At 73.0% G+C, this 14,395-nt stretch carries 17 protein-coding genes; 9 read left to right on the top strand and 8 right to left on the bottom strand.

Annotation, left to right across the window (positions count from 1 at the left end; translation table 11 throughout):
* Nucleotides 1-72: 72 nt before the first annotated feature.
* The 4 genes from hisN to ABD335_RS28765 all read right to left on the bottom strand — a co-directional run bounded on the left by hisN (nucleotide 73) and on the right by ABD335_RS28765 (nucleotide 4,176).
* Entirely contained in the window at nucleotides 73-867 is a 795-nt protein-coding gene (hisN, locus tag ABD335_RS28780) for a histidinol-phosphatase (protein WP_344328750.1), read from the bottom strand.
* Nucleotides 868-951: 84 nt separating this feature from the next.
* Nucleotides 952-1,980, bottom strand: coding sequence for a ribosome small subunit-dependent GTPase A (rsgA, locus tag ABD335_RS28775; protein WP_344328749.1), 1,029 nt, complete (start codon nucleotides 1,978-1,980; stop codon nucleotides 952-954).
* Between the two features lie 14 nt (nucleotides 1,981-1,994).
* Nucleotides 1,995-3,344: a 3-phosphoshikimate 1-carboxyvinyltransferase gene (gene aroA, locus ABD335_RS28770; RefSeq protein ID WP_344328746.1), complete on the bottom strand. Its 1,350-nt coding sequence runs from the start codon at nucleotides 3,342-3,344 to the stop codon at nucleotides 1,995-1,997.
* 118 nt (nucleotides 3,345-3,462) lie between these two features.
* Nucleotides 3,463-4,176: a M50 family metallopeptidase gene (locus ABD335_RS28765; protein ID WP_344328744.1), complete on the bottom strand. Its 714-nt coding sequence runs from the start codon at nucleotides 4,174-4,176 to the stop codon at nucleotides 3,463-3,465.
* Between the two features lie 214 nt (nucleotides 4,177-4,390).
* Between ABD335_RS28765 and ABD335_RS28760 the strand changes: the two genes are divergently transcribed.
* From ABD335_RS28760 to ABD335_RS28720, 9 genes are all read left to right on the top strand, one after another.
* Entirely contained in the window at nucleotides 4,391-5,218 is an 828-nt protein-coding gene (locus ABD335_RS28760) for an SOS response-associated peptidase (protein ID WP_344328742.1), read from the top strand.
* Between the two features lie 4 nt (nucleotides 5,219-5,222).
* Nucleotides 5,223-5,885, top strand: a complete 663-nt coding sequence (locus ABD335_RS28755) for an alpha/beta hydrolase family protein (protein WP_344328741.1) — start codon at nucleotides 5,223-5,225, stop codon at nucleotides 5,883-5,885.
* Nucleotides 5,886-6,155: 270 nt separating this feature from the next.
* Nucleotides 6,156-6,827 (top strand): sigma-70 family RNA polymerase sigma factor, encoded by a 672-nt coding sequence (locus tag ABD335_RS28750; protein WP_425583771.1) that lies wholly within the window; start codon nucleotides 6,156-6,158, stop codon nucleotides 6,825-6,827.
* On the top strand, nucleotides 6,824-7,174 hold the full coding sequence (gene rsrA, locus ABD335_RS28745; protein WP_344328736.1) for a mycothiol system anti-sigma-R factor: 351 nt from the start codon (nucleotides 6,824-6,826) through the stop codon (nucleotides 7,172-7,174). The genes ABD335_RS28750 and rsrA overlap by 4 nt, the downstream gene beginning before the upstream one ends.
* Nucleotides 7,175-7,643: 469 nt before the next feature.
* Nucleotides 7,644-8,102 (top strand): HD domain-containing protein, encoded by a 459-nt coding sequence (locus tag ABD335_RS28740; protein WP_344328734.1) that lies wholly within the window; start codon nucleotides 7,644-7,646, stop codon nucleotides 8,100-8,102.
* A gap of 147 nt (nucleotides 8,103-8,249) precedes the next feature.
* Nucleotides 8,250-9,260, top strand: a complete 1,011-nt coding sequence (locus tag ABD335_RS28735; protein ID WP_344328733.1) for a tetratricopeptide repeat protein — start codon at nucleotides 8,250-8,252, stop codon at nucleotides 9,258-9,260.
* Between the two features lie 80 nt (nucleotides 9,261-9,340).
* Nucleotides 9,341-9,973 carry a peptide deformylase gene (gene def, locus ABD335_RS28730; protein WP_344328731.1) on the top strand — a complete coding sequence of 211 codons (633 nt, stop codon included), beginning with the start codon at nucleotides 9,341-9,343 and terminating at the stop codon, nucleotides 9,971-9,973.
* 161 nt (nucleotides 9,974-10,134) lie between these two features.
* Complete coding sequence (locus ABD335_RS28725) at nucleotides 10,135-10,872, top strand: D-Ala-D-Ala carboxypeptidase family metallohydrolase (RefSeq protein WP_344328730.1); 738 nt, start codon at nucleotides 10,135-10,137, stop codon at nucleotides 10,870-10,872.
* Between the two features lie 128 nt (nucleotides 10,873-11,000).
* Nucleotides 11,001-11,480 carry a hypothetical protein gene (locus tag ABD335_RS28720; RefSeq protein ID WP_425583780.1) on the top strand — a complete coding sequence of 160 codons (480 nt, stop codon included), beginning with the start codon at nucleotides 11,001-11,003 and terminating at the stop codon, nucleotides 11,478-11,480.
* Between the two features lie 100 nt (nucleotides 11,481-11,580).
* On the opposite strand, the gene ABD335_RS28715 is transcribed toward ABD335_RS28720, so the two are convergent.
* The 4 genes from ABD335_RS28715 to ABD335_RS28700 form a co-directional block, all read right to left on the bottom strand.
* Complete coding sequence (locus tag ABD335_RS28715; RefSeq protein ID WP_344328728.1) at nucleotides 11,581-12,039, bottom strand: SPW repeat domain-containing protein; 459 nt, start codon at nucleotides 12,037-12,039, stop codon at nucleotides 11,581-11,583.
* Between the two features lie 164 nt (nucleotides 12,040-12,203).
* Nucleotides 12,204-12,341 (bottom strand): hypothetical protein, encoded by a 138-nt coding sequence (locus tag ABD335_RS28710; protein WP_344328726.1) that lies wholly within the window; start codon nucleotides 12,339-12,341, stop codon nucleotides 12,204-12,206.
* 63 nt (nucleotides 12,342-12,404) lie between these two features.
* Nucleotides 12,405-14,015: a monocarboxylate uptake permease MctP gene (gene mctP / locus ABD335_RS28705; protein ID WP_344328724.1), complete on the bottom strand. Its 1,611-nt coding sequence runs from the start codon at nucleotides 14,013-14,015 to the stop codon at nucleotides 12,405-12,407.
* Nucleotides 14,012-14,293: a DUF3311 domain-containing protein gene (locus ABD335_RS28700; protein WP_344328722.1), complete on the bottom strand. Its 282-nt coding sequence runs from the start codon at nucleotides 14,291-14,293 to the stop codon at nucleotides 14,012-14,014. Before ABD335_RS28700 ends, mctP begins: the two co-directional genes overlap by 4 nt.
* Nucleotides 14,294-14,395 lie beyond the last annotated feature (102 nt).

The raw sequence follows: 14,395 nt of genomic DNA, 5'->3' as shown, positions 1-14,395 counted from the left end.
CCAACAAGAGGCGTACAAGGCCAAGTTGGTCGCGCGCGGGCCGTCCGCGGGCCCCGGCGCGTCCCCCGTCGGCTACCCGCCCAGATAGGCGAGCAGGTCCTCGTGGAGCAGGCCGTTGGAGGCCGCCGCGTCCCCGCTGTGGGGACCTTCGCGCCCGTCCAGGCCGGTGAAGGTGCCGCCGGCCTCCTGCACGATGATCGCGTTCGCCGCCATGTCCCACAGCGACAGCTCCGGCTCCGCGCACATGTCCACCGACCCCTCGGCGACCATCATGTACGGCCAGAAGTCGCCGTAGCCGCGCGTGCGCCAGCAGTCCCGGGTCAGGTCGAGGAAACCGCCGAGCCTGCCGCGCTCCTCCCAACCGGTGAGGGAGGAGTAGGCGAACGACGCGTCCTGGATCCGGCTCACCCGTGAGACCGACAGCCGGGTCGCCGAGGACAGGCTGCGGCCGGTGTACGCGCCCAGGCCCAGCGCCGCCCACCAGCGCCGGTTCAGAGCGGGGGCCGACACCACGCCGACCACCGGGCGGTCGCCCTCCTCGCTCCGCTCCATCAGGGCGATCAGCGTGGCCCACACCGGGACACCGCGCACGTAGTTCTTGGTGCCGTCGATCGGATCGACCACCCAGCGGCGCGGCCCGTGCCCCTCGCTGCCGAACTCCTCGCCCAGCACCGCGTCACGCGGCCGTGCCCGCTGCAGGGAGGTGCGGATCAGCTCCTCGGCGGCCTTGTCCGCCTCGCTCACCGGCGTCATGTCGGGTTTGGTCTCGACCTTGAGGTCGAGGGCCTTGAACCGCTCCATCGTCGTGGCGTCCGCGGTGTCGGCCAGCACATGGGCGAGGCGCAGGTCATCGTGGTAGTCGGGCATGACGGAACAGTATCCAGCGGCTCCGAGGGCCGGCCACAGGGGAGTGGCCAACCGAGTGGTACGTGCCGGGCGCGTCCCCTCGCGTCAGTCCCCCTCGTGGCGCTCCCGGGTGGCCAGCAGCCGGCGCAGGGAGTGCAGACGGGCGGGATCGGCGTGCCCCTCGGCGACCCAGGCGTCCAGGGCGCAGTCCGGCTCGTCGTGGCTGCAGGCGCGCGGGCAGTCGGCCGTCCCCGGCTCCAGGTCGGGGAAGGCGTGGATCACCCGGGACGGATCGACGTGGTGGAGCCCGAACGACCGCACGCCCGGGGTGTCGATCACCCAGCCGCCGTCCTCCGAGGGCGGGAACGACATCTCCCCGCGCAGCGGCAGGGCCAGGGCCGAGGTGGTGGTGTGCCGGCCGCGTCCGGTCACCGCGTTCACCTGTCCCGTGGCCCGCTGGCGGCCCGGAACGAGCGCGTTGACCAGGGTGGTCTTGCCGACGCCGGAGTGGCCCACGAAGGCGGTGATCCGGCCCAGCAGCAGCTCGCGCACCCGGTCGGCGCCGCCGTCGGCCAGCGCGTCGCGGCTGGTCACCACGTGGCGCACCCCCAGAGGGGCGTACGTCTCCAGCAGCGGGTCGGCCGGGGCCAGGTCGGCCTTGGTGAGCACCAGCAGCGGCTCCAGGCCCGCGTCGTAGGCGGCGACCAGACAGCGGTCGATGAGCCGGGGCCGGGGTTCGGGGTCGGCGAGGGCGGTGACGATGGCGAGCTGGTCCGCGTTGGCGACGACGACCCGCTCGTAGGGGTCGTTGTCGTCGGCCGTGCGCCGCAGCACCGAGGAGCGCTCCTCGACCCGCACGATCCGCGCCAGGGTGTCCTTCGCCCCCGACAGGTCGCCGACGACCGCCACCCGGTCGCCGACCACCACGCTCTTGCGGCCCAGCTCACGGGCCTTCATCGCGACGACCGTGCGGTCCTCGACCAGACAGGTGATCCGCCCCCGGTCGACGGTGAGGACGAAGCCCTCGGCGGCGTCCTCGTGCTTGGGCCGGGTGTGGGTGCGCGGCCGGCTGCCCCGGCGGTTGGGGCGGACCTTGATGTCGTCCTCGTCGGTGTGCTTGCCGTAACGTCGCATGACGGCCGGGCCTCTTACGCTCTCTCCCCGGGTCCCCCGAGCATGGCACTCCACAGGGCGGGGAAGTCGGGGAGCGTCTTGGCGGTGGTCGCGACGTTCTCGACCTCCACCCCCTCCACCACGAGGCCGAGCACCGCGCCGGCGGTGGCCAGCCGGTGGTCCTCGTAGGTGTGGAAGACCCCGCCGTGCAGCGGCCGCGGGCGGATGACCAGACCGTCCTCGGTCTCGGTGACGTCGCCGCCGAGTCCGTTGATCTCCTTGGTCAGCGCGGCCAGCCGGTCGGTCTCGTGCAGCCGCAGGTGCGCCACGCCCCGCAGCCTCGACTCGGAGTCGGCCAGCGCCGCGACCGCCGCGATGCCGGGCGTCAGCTCGCCCACGTCGCTCAGGTCCACGTCGATGCCGTGGATCCGGCCGCTGCCGGTGAAGGTCAGGCCGCGCTCGTCCAGCTCGCAGCGGCCACCCATCTCGGTGAAGATCTCCCGCAGCGCGTCACCGGGTTGGGTGGTGTGCTCGGGCCAGTCGGGAATGGTCACCCGGCCGCCGGTGACCAGGGCGGCGGCGAGGAAGGGCTGGGCGTTGGACAGGTCGGGCTCGACGACCAGGTCCCGACCGAGCAGCGCCCCGGCCGTGACGCGCCAGACGTTGGGCTCGCCCCCGGACTCGGGGGTGTCCACCTGGGCTCCCGCGGCGCGGAGCATGTCGACCGTCATCCGGATGTGCGGCATGGACGGCAGGGGGCCGCCGACGTGGCGGACCTCGACGCCCTGGTTGAAGCGGGCGCCGGAGAGCAGGAGCGCGCTGACGAACTGGGAGGAGGACGAGGCGTCGATCTCCACCCGGCCGCCGGTCAGGGAGCCGTTGCCGTGCACGGTCATCGGCAGCGAACCGCGTCCCTCGTCGTCGATGCGGGCACCGAGCGCGCGCAGCGCGTCGACCACCCCGTGCAGGGGACGCTCGTGGGAACGCTTGTCGCCGTCGAAGTGCACCGGGCCGTCGGCGAGGGTGGCGACGGGCGGCAGGAAGCGCATCACGGTGCCCGCGTTCCCGACGTCCACGGTGGCGGGGCCGTGCAGTCCGGCGGGGATGACGCGCCACGCCTCGCCGGTGCCGCCGGGGGCTCCGGGGACGGAGGCGGAGCTGGAGGAGACCGTCTCCTCGATGCCCACCCCCATGGCGCGCAGTCCCTCGGCCATCAGCAGGGTGTCGCGCGAGCGCAGCGGACGGCGCAGCCAGCCCGGCTCGGAGGCCAGGGCGGCGAGCACCAGACCGCGGTTGGTGACCGACTTCGATCCGGGCACGGTGACGGTCGCGTCGACGGCGCCGGAGGCGAGTGGCGCAGGCCAGAGGGCGGTGTTGTCGGTCATGGCCCCAACTTTAGTGGCTCGGACGGGACGGGAATCGTGCGCGAACGCCGATGGACGCGGCGGGGCGGGACACCGGCCGCACGGGCGGTCGCACGGGCGCCGCGGCGCCCCGCCGGCCTCAGAGCCCGAGCAGCCACCGTCCGCCGCCGGTCAACGAGCACAGCGTGACGGCGTGGAAGAGCAGCAGCCACAGCGCCGCGGGCGCGTTCGTCAGCCGCGCGAGCTGGTCGGCGTCGGAGTCCGGCGCCTCGCCCCGGCGCCGCTTGCCCTGGAGTTCGAAGACGGGCCGCACCCCGCCCAGCAGCAGGAACCAGACCACCCCGTACGCGAACGCCGCCTGCACCTCCGCCCCGGCGAACCACGACACCAGGAAGAACACGCCGCCGGTGACGACGACGGAGAGGAACCCGTAGGCGTTGCGCACCATCACCAGCACCGCCAGGAGCAGCGCCGTGGCCCCCCACAGCAGCGCGGTGACCCGCCCGTCGGCCAGCAGCCACGCCCCGGCCAGCCCGAGCAGCGACGGCGCGGTGTACCCGGCGGCGGACGTCAGGACCATCCCGATCCCGGTCGGCCTCCCCCGGGAGACCGTCAGGCCGGAGGTGTCCGAGTGCAGGCGTATGCCCTCCAGCCGCCGCCCGGTCAGCAGGGCGACGAGCCCGTGCCCTCCCTCGTGGGCGATGGTCACCGCGTTCCGCGCCACCCGCCACGGCCCGCGCGCCGCGACCACGGCCAGGGCCACCAGACCGGTGCCCACGACGACCGCCGTGGGCGGATCGGGCTGCGTCCCGACGACGCGGTCCCACACCTCGGCGATGCTGTCCGCTCCCATGTGCCGAACGGCCCCCTCTCCTGTCGCCCGTCCCCTGTCGTCCGTCCCCGCGCCTCCCCGGTCCCGCCGCGGCGGTGTCCCGCAGTCTGTCACGGCCGGCTCGCCGTCCCGGAGGCCCGGTGCGGTCCCGCGTCCGGCCCCGTCCGGTCCGGGACGGGACCGGACGGGGCGCCCACCGTGCCGTCCGTCGGCGGGACGTGGCAGGGTGGCAGACATGTGCGGACGGTTTGCGGCGAGCCGCGGAGCAGAGGAACTGGTCGGGCTGTTCGGCGTGGAGCGGTGGGATCCGGCCGAGACCCTGGCCCCCGACTGGAACGTGGCCCCGACCAAACGGGTGTACGCGGTCCTCGACCGGCCCCTGAAGGACGGCGACGACCCGCGGCCGGTGCGGCAGCTCAGGGTGCTGCGCTGGGGACTGGTGCCCTCCTGGGCGAAGTCCCCGGACACGGCCGCCAAGATGTTCAACGCGCGGGCCGAGACGGTGCACGAGAAGCCCTCCTACCGCCGCGCGTTCACCGCGCGGCGGTGCCTGCTGCCCGCCGACGGCTACTACGAGTGGGTCACCGGCCGGGACGAGCGGCAGGAGGAGGAGAAGGGCAAGCGGAAGCGGCCGCGCAAGCAGCCGTACTTCGTGACGCCGGCCGACGGCTCGGTGATGGCGCTGGCCGGGCTCTACGAGTTCTGGCGGGACAGGACGCTGCCCGACGACCACCCCGACGCGTGGTGGGTGACCTGCTCGGTGATCACCACCGAGGCGGAGACCGAGCCGTTCGCGGGCGCCGACGCGAAGGCCGGCGACGAGGGCCCGCGGTCGCTCGCCGAGATCCACCCGCGGATGCCGCTCGTGCTCACCCCCGACCGCTGGGACGCGTGGCTGGACCCCGCCCGCACCGACGCCGACGAGGTGCGCGAACTGCTGGTTCCGCCGCCCGCCGGCGCCCTGCGGGCCTACCCGGTCGGCAGCGGGGTCAGCAACGTGCGCAACAACGGCCCCGAGCTGCTGACCGAGCTCGACGGCCCCGAGACCGGGACGCTGTTCTGAGACCGTGATCGACGACGACGGCACGGCCCCGACGGCGTCGGCGGCCGAGACGGTGGACACCCCGGCCGGGCCGGCGCGCGTCCTGTGGCACCGCGCGGAGCGCCCGCGCCTGGTCCTGGCGCTCGGCCACGGTGCCGGAGGCGGCGTCGAGGCACGCGATCTGCGGGCCCTGGCCGGGGCGCTGCCCGGGCACGGGATCTCCGTCGCCCTGGTGGAGCAGCCCTGGCGGGTGGCGGGGAAGAAGGTGGCGCCCGCTCCCGGCACCCTCGACGCGGGATGGCGGGCGGTGTGGCCCGTCCTCGCCCGGGAGGGGCCGCCGGTCGTCTCCGGCGGGCGCAGCGCCGGGGCGCGCGTGGCCTGCCGGACCGCGGGCGAACTCGGGGCGCACGCCGTGCTCGCCCTGGCCTTCCCCCTCCACCCCCCGGGCAGGCCGGAGCGGTCCCGGGCCGACGAGCTGCTCGGGGCCGGGGTGCGGACCCTGGTCGTCCAGGGCGGACGGGACCCCTTCGGACGGCCCGACGAGTTCCCCGAGGGCACGGAGGTCGTCGAGGTGCCCGGGGGCGACCACGGCTTCGCCGTGCCGAAGAGGGGAGCGGGACCGGGCGCCCAGGAGGCCGCGCTCGCCGTGATCACCGGTTCCGTGCGGAAGTGGCTGGAGCGGGAATGACTTCCGGAGCGGGTGCGTTGGTGTCTGAGCAGGACACGTACAGGCCACGCACGCGCGAGGAGAGGGAGTCCACCCACCATGGGTTCGATCGCATGCCCGTCCCGTCCCGTGGGTACACCGACGACCGCGGCGGAGACGGACTGGGCGACGGTGAAGCTCGCGGGACTCGTCGGGGAGGACCCCTTCGGAGCGGCGCGGGAGATGGAACGTCGTCTATTCTCCGATTCGAGTGGGTCCGCCGTTGGGTCCGCAGCAGCCGCATCGGAGGAGGTGGGTCCGGTCACCGGGACCGACGACGCCGCGCACCAGGAGCCCGTGGAGACCGAGGCGGAACGGAACGCGCGCTTCGAACGGGACGCCCTGGCCTTCCTGGACCAGATGTACTCCGCGGCGCTGCGCATGACGCGCAACCCCGCCGACGCGGAGGATCTGGTGCAGGAGACCTACGCCAAGGCATACGCGTCCTTCCACCAGTTCCGCGAGGGCACCAACCTCAAGGCGTGGCTGTACCGCATTCTGACCAACACCTTCATCAACTCGTACCGCAAGAAGCAGCGTGAGCCCCAGCGCAGCGCCGCCGAGGAGATCGAGGACTGGCAGCTCGCCCGTGCCGAGTCCCACATGTCGACCGGACTGCGCTCGGCCGAGGCCCAGGCGCTGGACCACCTGCCGGACTCGGACGTGAAGGAGGCCCTCCAGGCCATCCCGGAGGAGTTCCGGATAGCGGTCTACCTCGCGGACGTCGAGGGGTTTGCGTACAAGGAGATCGCGGACATCATGGGGACACCCATCGGCACGGTGATGTCCCGTCTGCACCGCGGTCGCCGTCAGCTGCGCGACTTGCTGGAGGGCTACGCCCGCGAGCGCGGACTGGTCCCGGCGGGCGCGAACGGCGCCGCCGCGCCCGACGAGTCGCACGACCGGAAAGGCTCGGGCTCATGAGTTGCGGAGAGCCGCACGAGACGGACTGCTCTGAGGTCCTGGACCATCTCTACGAATACCTGGACCGCGAGATGCCCGACGGGGACCGCTCGAAGTTCGAGCAGCACTTCGAGGAGTGCTCCCCGTGCCTGGAGAAGTACGGTCTGGAGCAGGCCGTGAAGAAGCTGGTGAAACGGTGCTGCGGCCACGACGACGTACCGACCGACCTCCGCTCCAAGGTGATGGGCCGCATCGAGCTGATCCGCGCCGGCCAGGCCGTGCCGGAGCAGCCCGTGGTGGACCCCGCCGCGAGCCCGGCGGCCTCTCCCGTCCAGGCACAGGGCGACACCGGCAAAAGCCTCTCCTGACGCCCCTTTCCCGGCGCCCCGACGTCCCGACCCCCTGACGCCGCCGCGCCCGACCCGGCGTCCCCGCCCGTCCCGCATCACCCGAACGTATTAATCCGCTCGGCTCCCACCGGCCACGACGCGGGGAGCGCCCGTCACGCCCGGACAGCGGCGCGTTCCACTGTGTGACGCTCGTCGCCGCCACCGTCCGCCGCCCTGTCGCCCGTGCCCGGCGCGCTCGTCGGGCGCGGACGGCGACCCCCGTGGCCGTGCGCCGCCTACGGGGCCGTGCCGGCGGCCCTGGAGTGCGGCGTCCTGATCGCCGCCGAACGCCGCCGGCCACGGACCGTCCGGCGCGGCCGGACGGTCCGCACCTGTCTCCCCACCTGGTGCACGACGCCGCGCCGACCGCCGTGCTCGCCCGCGCCACCGAGTTCGCCGGGTACACCCCGCCCGGGCACGCCCACCGGGTGACGGCGCTCAGCCGGGCGTGCGGACGCGAGACGGGCTGCCGGAGCCCGACCTCACCCTGCTGGAGTACGCCGCCCTCCTCCACGACATCGGCCGGCTCTCCCCGCGGGAGCCGATCGAGGGCGGTGCCACCGAACCGCTGGAACCCGCCGAGCGGCGCGGGATCGCCCGGCTGGGCGCGGCGGTCGTGCGCCGGACGGAGGTGCCCGAGGAGGTCGCCGCGGCCGTGGAGCGGCAGGCCGGCCCCTACCGTGAGCAGCCGGTCACCGCCCGGATCGTCCGCACCGCCAACGCCTGCGAGGAGCCGACGGCCCCGGGCACGCCCAGACGGCGGAACCGGCCCCGGCGGCGCCGGAGCGGCTGCGGGGCGCCGGCGCGCGACCACGACCCGCGGGTGGTCGAGGCGCTCTCCCGCGTCCTCGCGCGGAGGGCCGCTTCCCGCTCCGAATCGGCCCAAAGCCCCATGACCGATGGGTAATGAGCGCGCACCGGGGTGGGCATGGTTGGATGCGAACCGGGAACCGCGGCAGGGAGAAGATCGCGGTGGACACACCGCGGCGGGGACCGCGACGGAACGGCCGCAGGAGCGGTCGGGAGCAGCAGGCGGGAGTCAGGCGGGAACATCGTGAGGATCTTCGGAAAGGCACGGCACCGGCCCTCCGCCGACTGGCGGCTGGCCACCGACCGCGCGTTCACGCTCATCGACGACGGGCGCTACGAGGACGCCGGCGAGCTGCTGACCCGTGCCGCCGATCTGGAGCCGTGGCTGTCGGAGTCCTGGTTCAACCTCGCCCTGCTGCACAAGTTCCGGCACGACTGGGAACAGGCGCGCACGGCGGGGCTCCGCGCGGTCGCCCTCCTGGACCGGGCCACCGGGGCGCCGGACTGGTGGAACGTGGGCATCGCCGCCACGGCCCTGCAGGACTGGCCGCTGGCCCGGCGCGCCTGGCAGGCGTACGGGCTGCGGGTGCCGGACACGGCCGCGCCCGGCACCGCCCCCGACGACGACGGCCGTACGGGCCCGCCGACCGGCATGGAGCTGGGCAGCGCCGCCGTGCGCCTGTCGCCCGAGGGCGAGGCCGAGGTGGTGTGGGGGCGGCGACTGGACCCGGCCCGCATCGAGGTGCAGAACATCCCCCTGCCCTCCTCCGGGCGCCGCTGGGGCGAGGTGGTGCTGCACGACGGCGTGCCGCACGGCGAGCGGACCACGGCCTCGGGGCACACCTATCCGGTCTTCGACGAGATAGAACTGTGGGCGCCCTCCCCGGTGCCGACCTGGGTGGTGCTGCTGGAGGCGGCGACCGAGGCCGACCGGGACGCGCTGGAGCGACTGGCGGCGGAGGCGGGCTACGCGGCCGAGGACTGGTCGTCCTCGGTGCGGCTGCTGTGCCGTTCCTGTTCGGAGAGCCGGATGCCCAGCGACGAGGTCGAGGGAGCGCCCCGGCACGATCCGCACGACCACAGCGTGCCCGGGCATCCGGGGCCGCTGGGGCACATGACCTCCGGGGAGCTGTGGGTGCCCGAGCGCGAGTGCGGTCTGGCGGCTCCGGCGGGGCTGGTGCGCGGACTGCTGGACGGCTGGGTCGCCGACAGCCCGGACACCCGCGAGTGGCGCGATCTGGAAGAGGTCTGCTGAGACCGACGGGGCGCGGGGTGCCCGGGTGCCCGTACTCTGTACGGGTTGTGGTGAAGCACCCAGGAAGGCATACGGCGAAGATGGCGGAGCACGAGACCGGTCAGCGGGTGGACGACGAGGGATTCATCGTCGACACGGAGGACTGCGAGGAGCGCGAGCGGGCCCACCGCGAGCGTGGCACGGCCCGTCCGATCACCGTCGTCGGCAACCCGGTGCTGCACCGGGAGTGCAAGGACGTCACCGAGTTCGACGACGAGCTGGCGAAGCTGATCGACGACATGTTCGCCAGCCAGCGCGCGGCGGAGGGCGTCGGTCTGGCGGCCAACCAGATCGGTGTCGATCTGAAGGTCTTCGTCTACGACTGCCAGGACGACGAGGGGGTGCGGCACGTCGGCGTCGTCTGCAACCCGGTGCTGGAGGAACTGCCCGCCGAGCGGCGGGTGTTGGACGACTCCAACGAGGGCTGCCTGTCGGTTCCGGGGGCGTACGCCCCGCTCGCGCGCCCCGACTACGCCGTCGTGCGCGGGCAGGACGCCCAGGGCAAGCCGATCAAGGTGCGGGGCACCGGCTACTTCGCCCGCTGCCTCCAGCACGAGACGGACCACCTCTACGGCCGGCTGTACATCGACCGGCTTTCCAAGCGCGAGCGCAAGGACGTCCTGAGGCAGATGGCCGAGGGCACGCCGCGCTACGAGACGGTGCCCAACGACTGAGCCGGGCGCCCGGCCGTCCGGACTCCGGAGCGGCCGGTGGAAACGCCGACGGGCGGGCCTTTCAGTGGCCCGCCCATTGGCATTTCCGGAAGGTGTTGACGCGAGTAGACCGCCTCCGCCACTCTCTCACGCGACCCCCCGCTTTCCCTTACGGAGGCACCATGCTCAGAGGCACCATCCGTCTTGTCCTCAGTATTGTCATGGTCGCGGCAGCAGCATTGGTCGGCACGGTCACCACCGCCGGCACCGCCCACGCCGACGAGTGCTACACCTGGAACCGCACCCTCTCCCAGGGCATGTCCGGCTCGGACGTCACCGAACTCCAGATCCGCGTCTCCGGCTACCCCGGCTACGGCAGCGTGCTCGCCCTCGACGGCAGCTACGGGCCCGCCACCGCCGCCGCCGTCAAGCGTTTCCAGGCCGCCTACGGCCTGACCGCCGACGGCGTCGCCGGCCCGCAGACCTTCAGCAAGATCTACGCCCTCCAGGACGCGGACTGCACCCCGGCCCACTTCTCCTACAGCGAGCTCAACCAGTGCAACACCACCTGGAGCGGCGGGGCGGTGAGCGCGGCGACGGCCAAGCGCAACGCCCTGATCTCCATGTGGAAGCTGGAGGCCATGCGGCACGCCCTGGGCGACGCGCCGATCCGCGTGACCAGCGGTTTCCGCTCCTATGCCTGCAACGAGGCGGTGGGCGGGGCCTCCAACAGCCGCCACCTCTACGGTGACGGCGTCGACCTGGGCGCCGGCTCGCACACCCTGTGCAAGCTGGCACAGCAGGCCCGCAACCACGGCTTCAACGGCATCCTCGGCCCGGGCTACCCCGGCCACAACGACCACACCCACGTCGACCACCGCTCCAGCCGCTACTGGTCGGCCCCGACCTGCGGCATCTGAGCCCCGTGGCCCCTCACCACCCCCACACCCCTTCCGCCATGGAAAGGCCCTCCATGAAGCCCCCCATGAAGACGTCCCTGTGGCGCGCGGCGATCGGCGTGCCGGCGCTCTCCCTGGCGCTGCTCGCGATGCCGGGAACGGCCCAGGCCACGACGGCGGCTCCGGCGGCCACCCGGGCCGGGACCTCCGTCCAGGCCCCCGCCGCGGCCCTGGTGACCAAGCTGACGCACTCCCAGGCGACCAGCCGCTTCCGGGCGGCGGGCATCACCTGGTCCTCCAGCGGAGGCTGCTCCGACCGCAACAACCCCACCTGCACCTCGTTCGAGCAGATCAACCTGGCGACGGTGCAGGGGGCGGAGACCCTCAAGAGCGCCAGCGGCTGCGCGCTCAACATCACGGGCGGCACGGAGACCGGCCACGCCAGCGGCACCTACAGCCACTGGAACGGCTACAAGCTCGACTACAGCCTCTCCACCTGCCTCAACAACTACATCACCAGCCGCTTCACCTACATCGGCGGCAGCAAGTACCAGTCGGGCTCGGGGAACATCTACTTCCGCGAGAGCAACCACTGGGACGTGACCTACTACAACTGCGGCGGCTGCTGACCCGGCCGTCTCCTCGGCGGGCGCGTCCCCGGGCTCCATGTGGGGCTCGGGGGCGCGCCCGCCCGTTTCGCGCCTCGGCCGCGTACGTCAACCGCGCACGTCAACCGCGCATGGCGCGGGTCGTGCGGGCGGCCCGCCGGTACAGCATCAGGCTCCGCAGCCCCAAGAGGGCGAGCACGATCCCGGCGGCCAGGTCGGAGAGCCGGAGGACGTCCGCGTGGGCCTCCCCGCGGTCCAGGACGAAGGTGGCGGCCGCCAACCAGACGCCCGCCGGCACGATCACGACGGACGCCCAGGGGCGCCCCAGCGGCCGGAACCAGCGCAGCAGGGCGGCGAGGAGGACCACGGCGCCCACCAGCCACGCGTTCCACCGCGCGGCGGCGGCGTCGGCGAAGGAGGGCCCGGAGGAGGACTCTCCCAGCACCCGGGCGGAGACCGGAACCCACACGGCCACCAGGGCGGTCAGCGCGGTGACGAACCGGTCGCGGCGGAACAGCCTCCGGACGCGGGCGCCGGTACGGGTGAGGGGCTCGCCGTGGGACTGCGGGGTGCCGGCCATCCGTCCTCCCTCCGGTTCCGCGTCCCGGGGGACGCGCTCGGACCTGGACGGGGCACGGGTTCCCCGACGGCGCGGACCGACGCGCGGCGGTGCGGAAAACCCGCGGGAACGTGCGGGAACCCGCGGGAACGCGCGGGGAACGCGCCCCGCGGACGGCCACAGGATCAGACCAGTGCCGGGACGGAGGGCGACAGGGCGGAGAGCCCGGGACCGGATGCCGGTCCCGCCCGGGCCCGCGCGCCGCGCGGCACGGCGAGGTACGGATCGCCCTCCTCGACGGCGATGTCCACGGTCGCCGTCACGCGGCGCCCCGCCGCCGCGAGCCCATCGGNNNNGCGCCGGGATGGAAGAGGGGGAGGACGGGCTCAGTGCCGGGCGTCCACCGTGGGCGGGGGCAGCTCCTGCTGGACGCCGGGGTCCCCCACGTCCGCCGTGTAGTCCCCCTGGACGGTCTGGTCGATGCCCTCGGGGGCCTTCACCGCCCGCAGGACGACGGTCATCACCACCGTCACCAGCACGTTCAGCACGAAGGCGGTCAGACCGATGTAACCGATCTCGCCGATGAGCGGGATGGTGTCCGAGCTGCTGGCGAAGTGCTTCTGGGTGGGGCTGGAGGTGTTGTACGCCGTCACCGTGCCGTAGACCATGCCGACGGCCCAACCGGCGAGCAGCGCCCAGCGGTGGAACCAGCGGGTGAACAGGCCGCCCACGATCGCCGGGAAGGTCTGCAGGATCCAGATGCCGCCCAGGAGCTGGAAGTTGATCGCCACGGTCTTGTCCATGCCCAGGACGAAGACCAGCGCGCCGACCTTCACCAGCAGCGAGGTGATCTTGGAGACCCGGGTCTCCTCCGCCGGGGTGGCGTCCGGCTTGAGGAAGTCCTTGTAGATGTTCCTGGTGAACAGGTTGGCCGCCGCGATCGACATGATGGCCGCCGGGACCAGGGCGCCGATGCCGATGGCCGCGAAGGCCACCCCGGCGAACCAGTCGGGGAACATGTTCTCGAAGAGCTGGGGGATGGCGAGCTGGCCGTTCTCCACCTTCACCCCGGCCGCGATCGCCATGAAGCCGAGCAGCCCCAGCAGACCGAGCATCAGGGAGTACAGCGGCAGGATGGTGGTGTTGCGGCGGATGACCTCGCGGCTGCTGCTGGAGAGCGTCGCCGTGATCGAGTGCGGGTACATGAACAGCGCCAGCGCCGAGCCCAGCGCCAGGGTGGCGTAACCCCATTGAGCGCCCTCGCCCGGGACGATCGCGCCGTTCCCGGCCTCGGTGAACTTCGTCTCGGCACTGGCGAAGATCTCGTCGAAGCCGCCGAGCTTGATCGGGATGTAGATGATCGCGACCGCGATGACCAGGTAGATCAGGGTGTCCTTGACGAACGCGATCAGCGCGGGGGCGCGCAGGCCGGACGAGTAGGTGTACGCGGCCAGCACACCGAAGGCGATCAGGATCGGCAGGTCCTTGATGAACCAGTGCGTCGCCTCGCCTCCGCCGACGCCCATCACGTCCAGCACCGCCTGGATGCCGACGAGTTGGAGCGCGATGTAGGGCATCGTGGCGAGGATGCCGGTCACGGCGACGGCCAGCGACAGGCCCTTCGAGCCGAACCGCCCGCGCACGAAGTCCGAGGGCGTCACATAGCCGTGGCGGTGCGAGACCGACCACAGGCGGGGCAGGAAGGTGAAGATCAGCGGGTAGATGAGGATGGTGTACGGCACCGCGAAGAAGCCCGCCGCCCCCGCCGCGTAGATCGCCGCGGGGACCGCGACGAAGGTGTAGGCGGTGTAGAGGTCGCCGCCGAGCAGGAACCAGGTGACCCAGGTGCCGAAGCTCCGTCCGCCCAGACCCCACTCGTCGAGGTTCTCGGCGTCGGCCGCCCGGCGCCAGCGGGCCGCCATGAAGCCCATCACCGTCACCAGGGCGAAGAAGAAGACGAAGACGATCAGCGCGACGATGTTGACGCCGTCCTTCACCGTTCCTCACCCCCCGCCGGCTGTCCCGCCGCGGCGCGGCGTGCGGCCTGTTCGCGGCGCACCAGCACGTAGGCGATGGCCGTCAGCCCGGCGGAGACGGGCACCCAGAGCATCTGGTACCAGTAGAAGAAGGGCAGTCCGGCGAGCGTCGGTTCGACCTCGGCGTACGAGCCGACCCACAGCATCGCGACGAAGGGCGCGAACAGGCAGAGGGCGACCACCACGCGGGTGGGTGTGACGACCGGATGGGTCGTCGGGGTTTCCGGGGGTGCGGACATGGCTGCGGCTCCGTCCTGAAGCGATCACCGTTGTGCGACGACGAAATCTAGGTCAGCCGTCCGGCCCACGTCACTAGTCGTTCACACATGGATCCGGTGTTT

Origin of the sequence: Streptomyces macrosporus (genome assembly GCF_039533145.1) — a bacterium.
In the GTDB taxonomy this organism is placed as follows: Bacteria; Actinomycetota; Actinomycetes; order Streptomycetales; family Streptomycetaceae; genus Streptomyces; species Streptomyces macrosporus.
Note: the sequence above shows the minus strand (reverse complement) of the source record. Positions and strands in the feature narration are given on the sequence as shown.

Excerpts from the sequence above, each read along its gene's own strand:
- hisN (WP_344328750.1), bottom strand. The coding sequence starts at position 867 with ATGCCCGACTACCACGATGACCTGCGCCTCGCCCATGTGCTGGCCGAC.
- rsgA (WP_344328749.1), bottom strand. The coding sequence starts at position 1,980 with ATGCGACGTTACGGCAAGCACACCGACGAGGACGACATCAAGGTCCGC.
- aroA (WP_344328746.1), bottom strand. The coding sequence starts at position 3,344 with ATGACCGACAACACCGCCCTCTGGCCTGCGCCACTCGCCTCCGGCGCC.
- ABD335_RS28765 (WP_344328744.1), bottom strand. The coding sequence starts at position 4,176 with ATGGGAGCGGACAGCATCGCCGAGGTGTGGGACCGCGTCGTCGGGACG.
- ABD335_RS28760 (WP_344328742.1), top strand. The coding sequence starts at position 4,391 with ATGTGCGGACGGTTTGCGGCGAGCCGCGGAGCAGAGGAACTGGTCGGG.
- rsrA (WP_344328736.1), top strand. The coding sequence starts at position 6,824 with ATGAGTTGCGGAGAGCCGCACGAGACGGACTGCTCTGAGGTCCTGGAC.
- def (WP_344328731.1), top strand. The coding sequence starts at position 9,341 with ATGGCGGAGCACGAGACCGGTCAGCGGGTGGACGACGAGGGATTCATC.
- ABD335_RS28725 (WP_344328730.1), top strand. The coding sequence starts at position 10,135 with ATGCTCAGAGGCACCATCCGTCTTGTCCTCAGTATTGTCATGGTCGCG.
- ABD335_RS28720 (WP_425583780.1), top strand. The coding sequence starts at position 11,001 with ATGCCGGGAACGGCCCAGGCCACGACGGCGGCTCCGGCGGCCACCCGG.
- ABD335_RS28715 (WP_344328728.1), bottom strand. The coding sequence starts at position 12,039 with ATGGCCGGCACCCCGCAGTCCCACGGCGAGCCCCTCACCCGTACCGGC.
- ABD335_RS28700 (WP_344328722.1), bottom strand. The coding sequence starts at position 14,293 with ATGTCCGCACCCCCGGAAACCCCGACGACCCATCCGGTCGTCACACCC.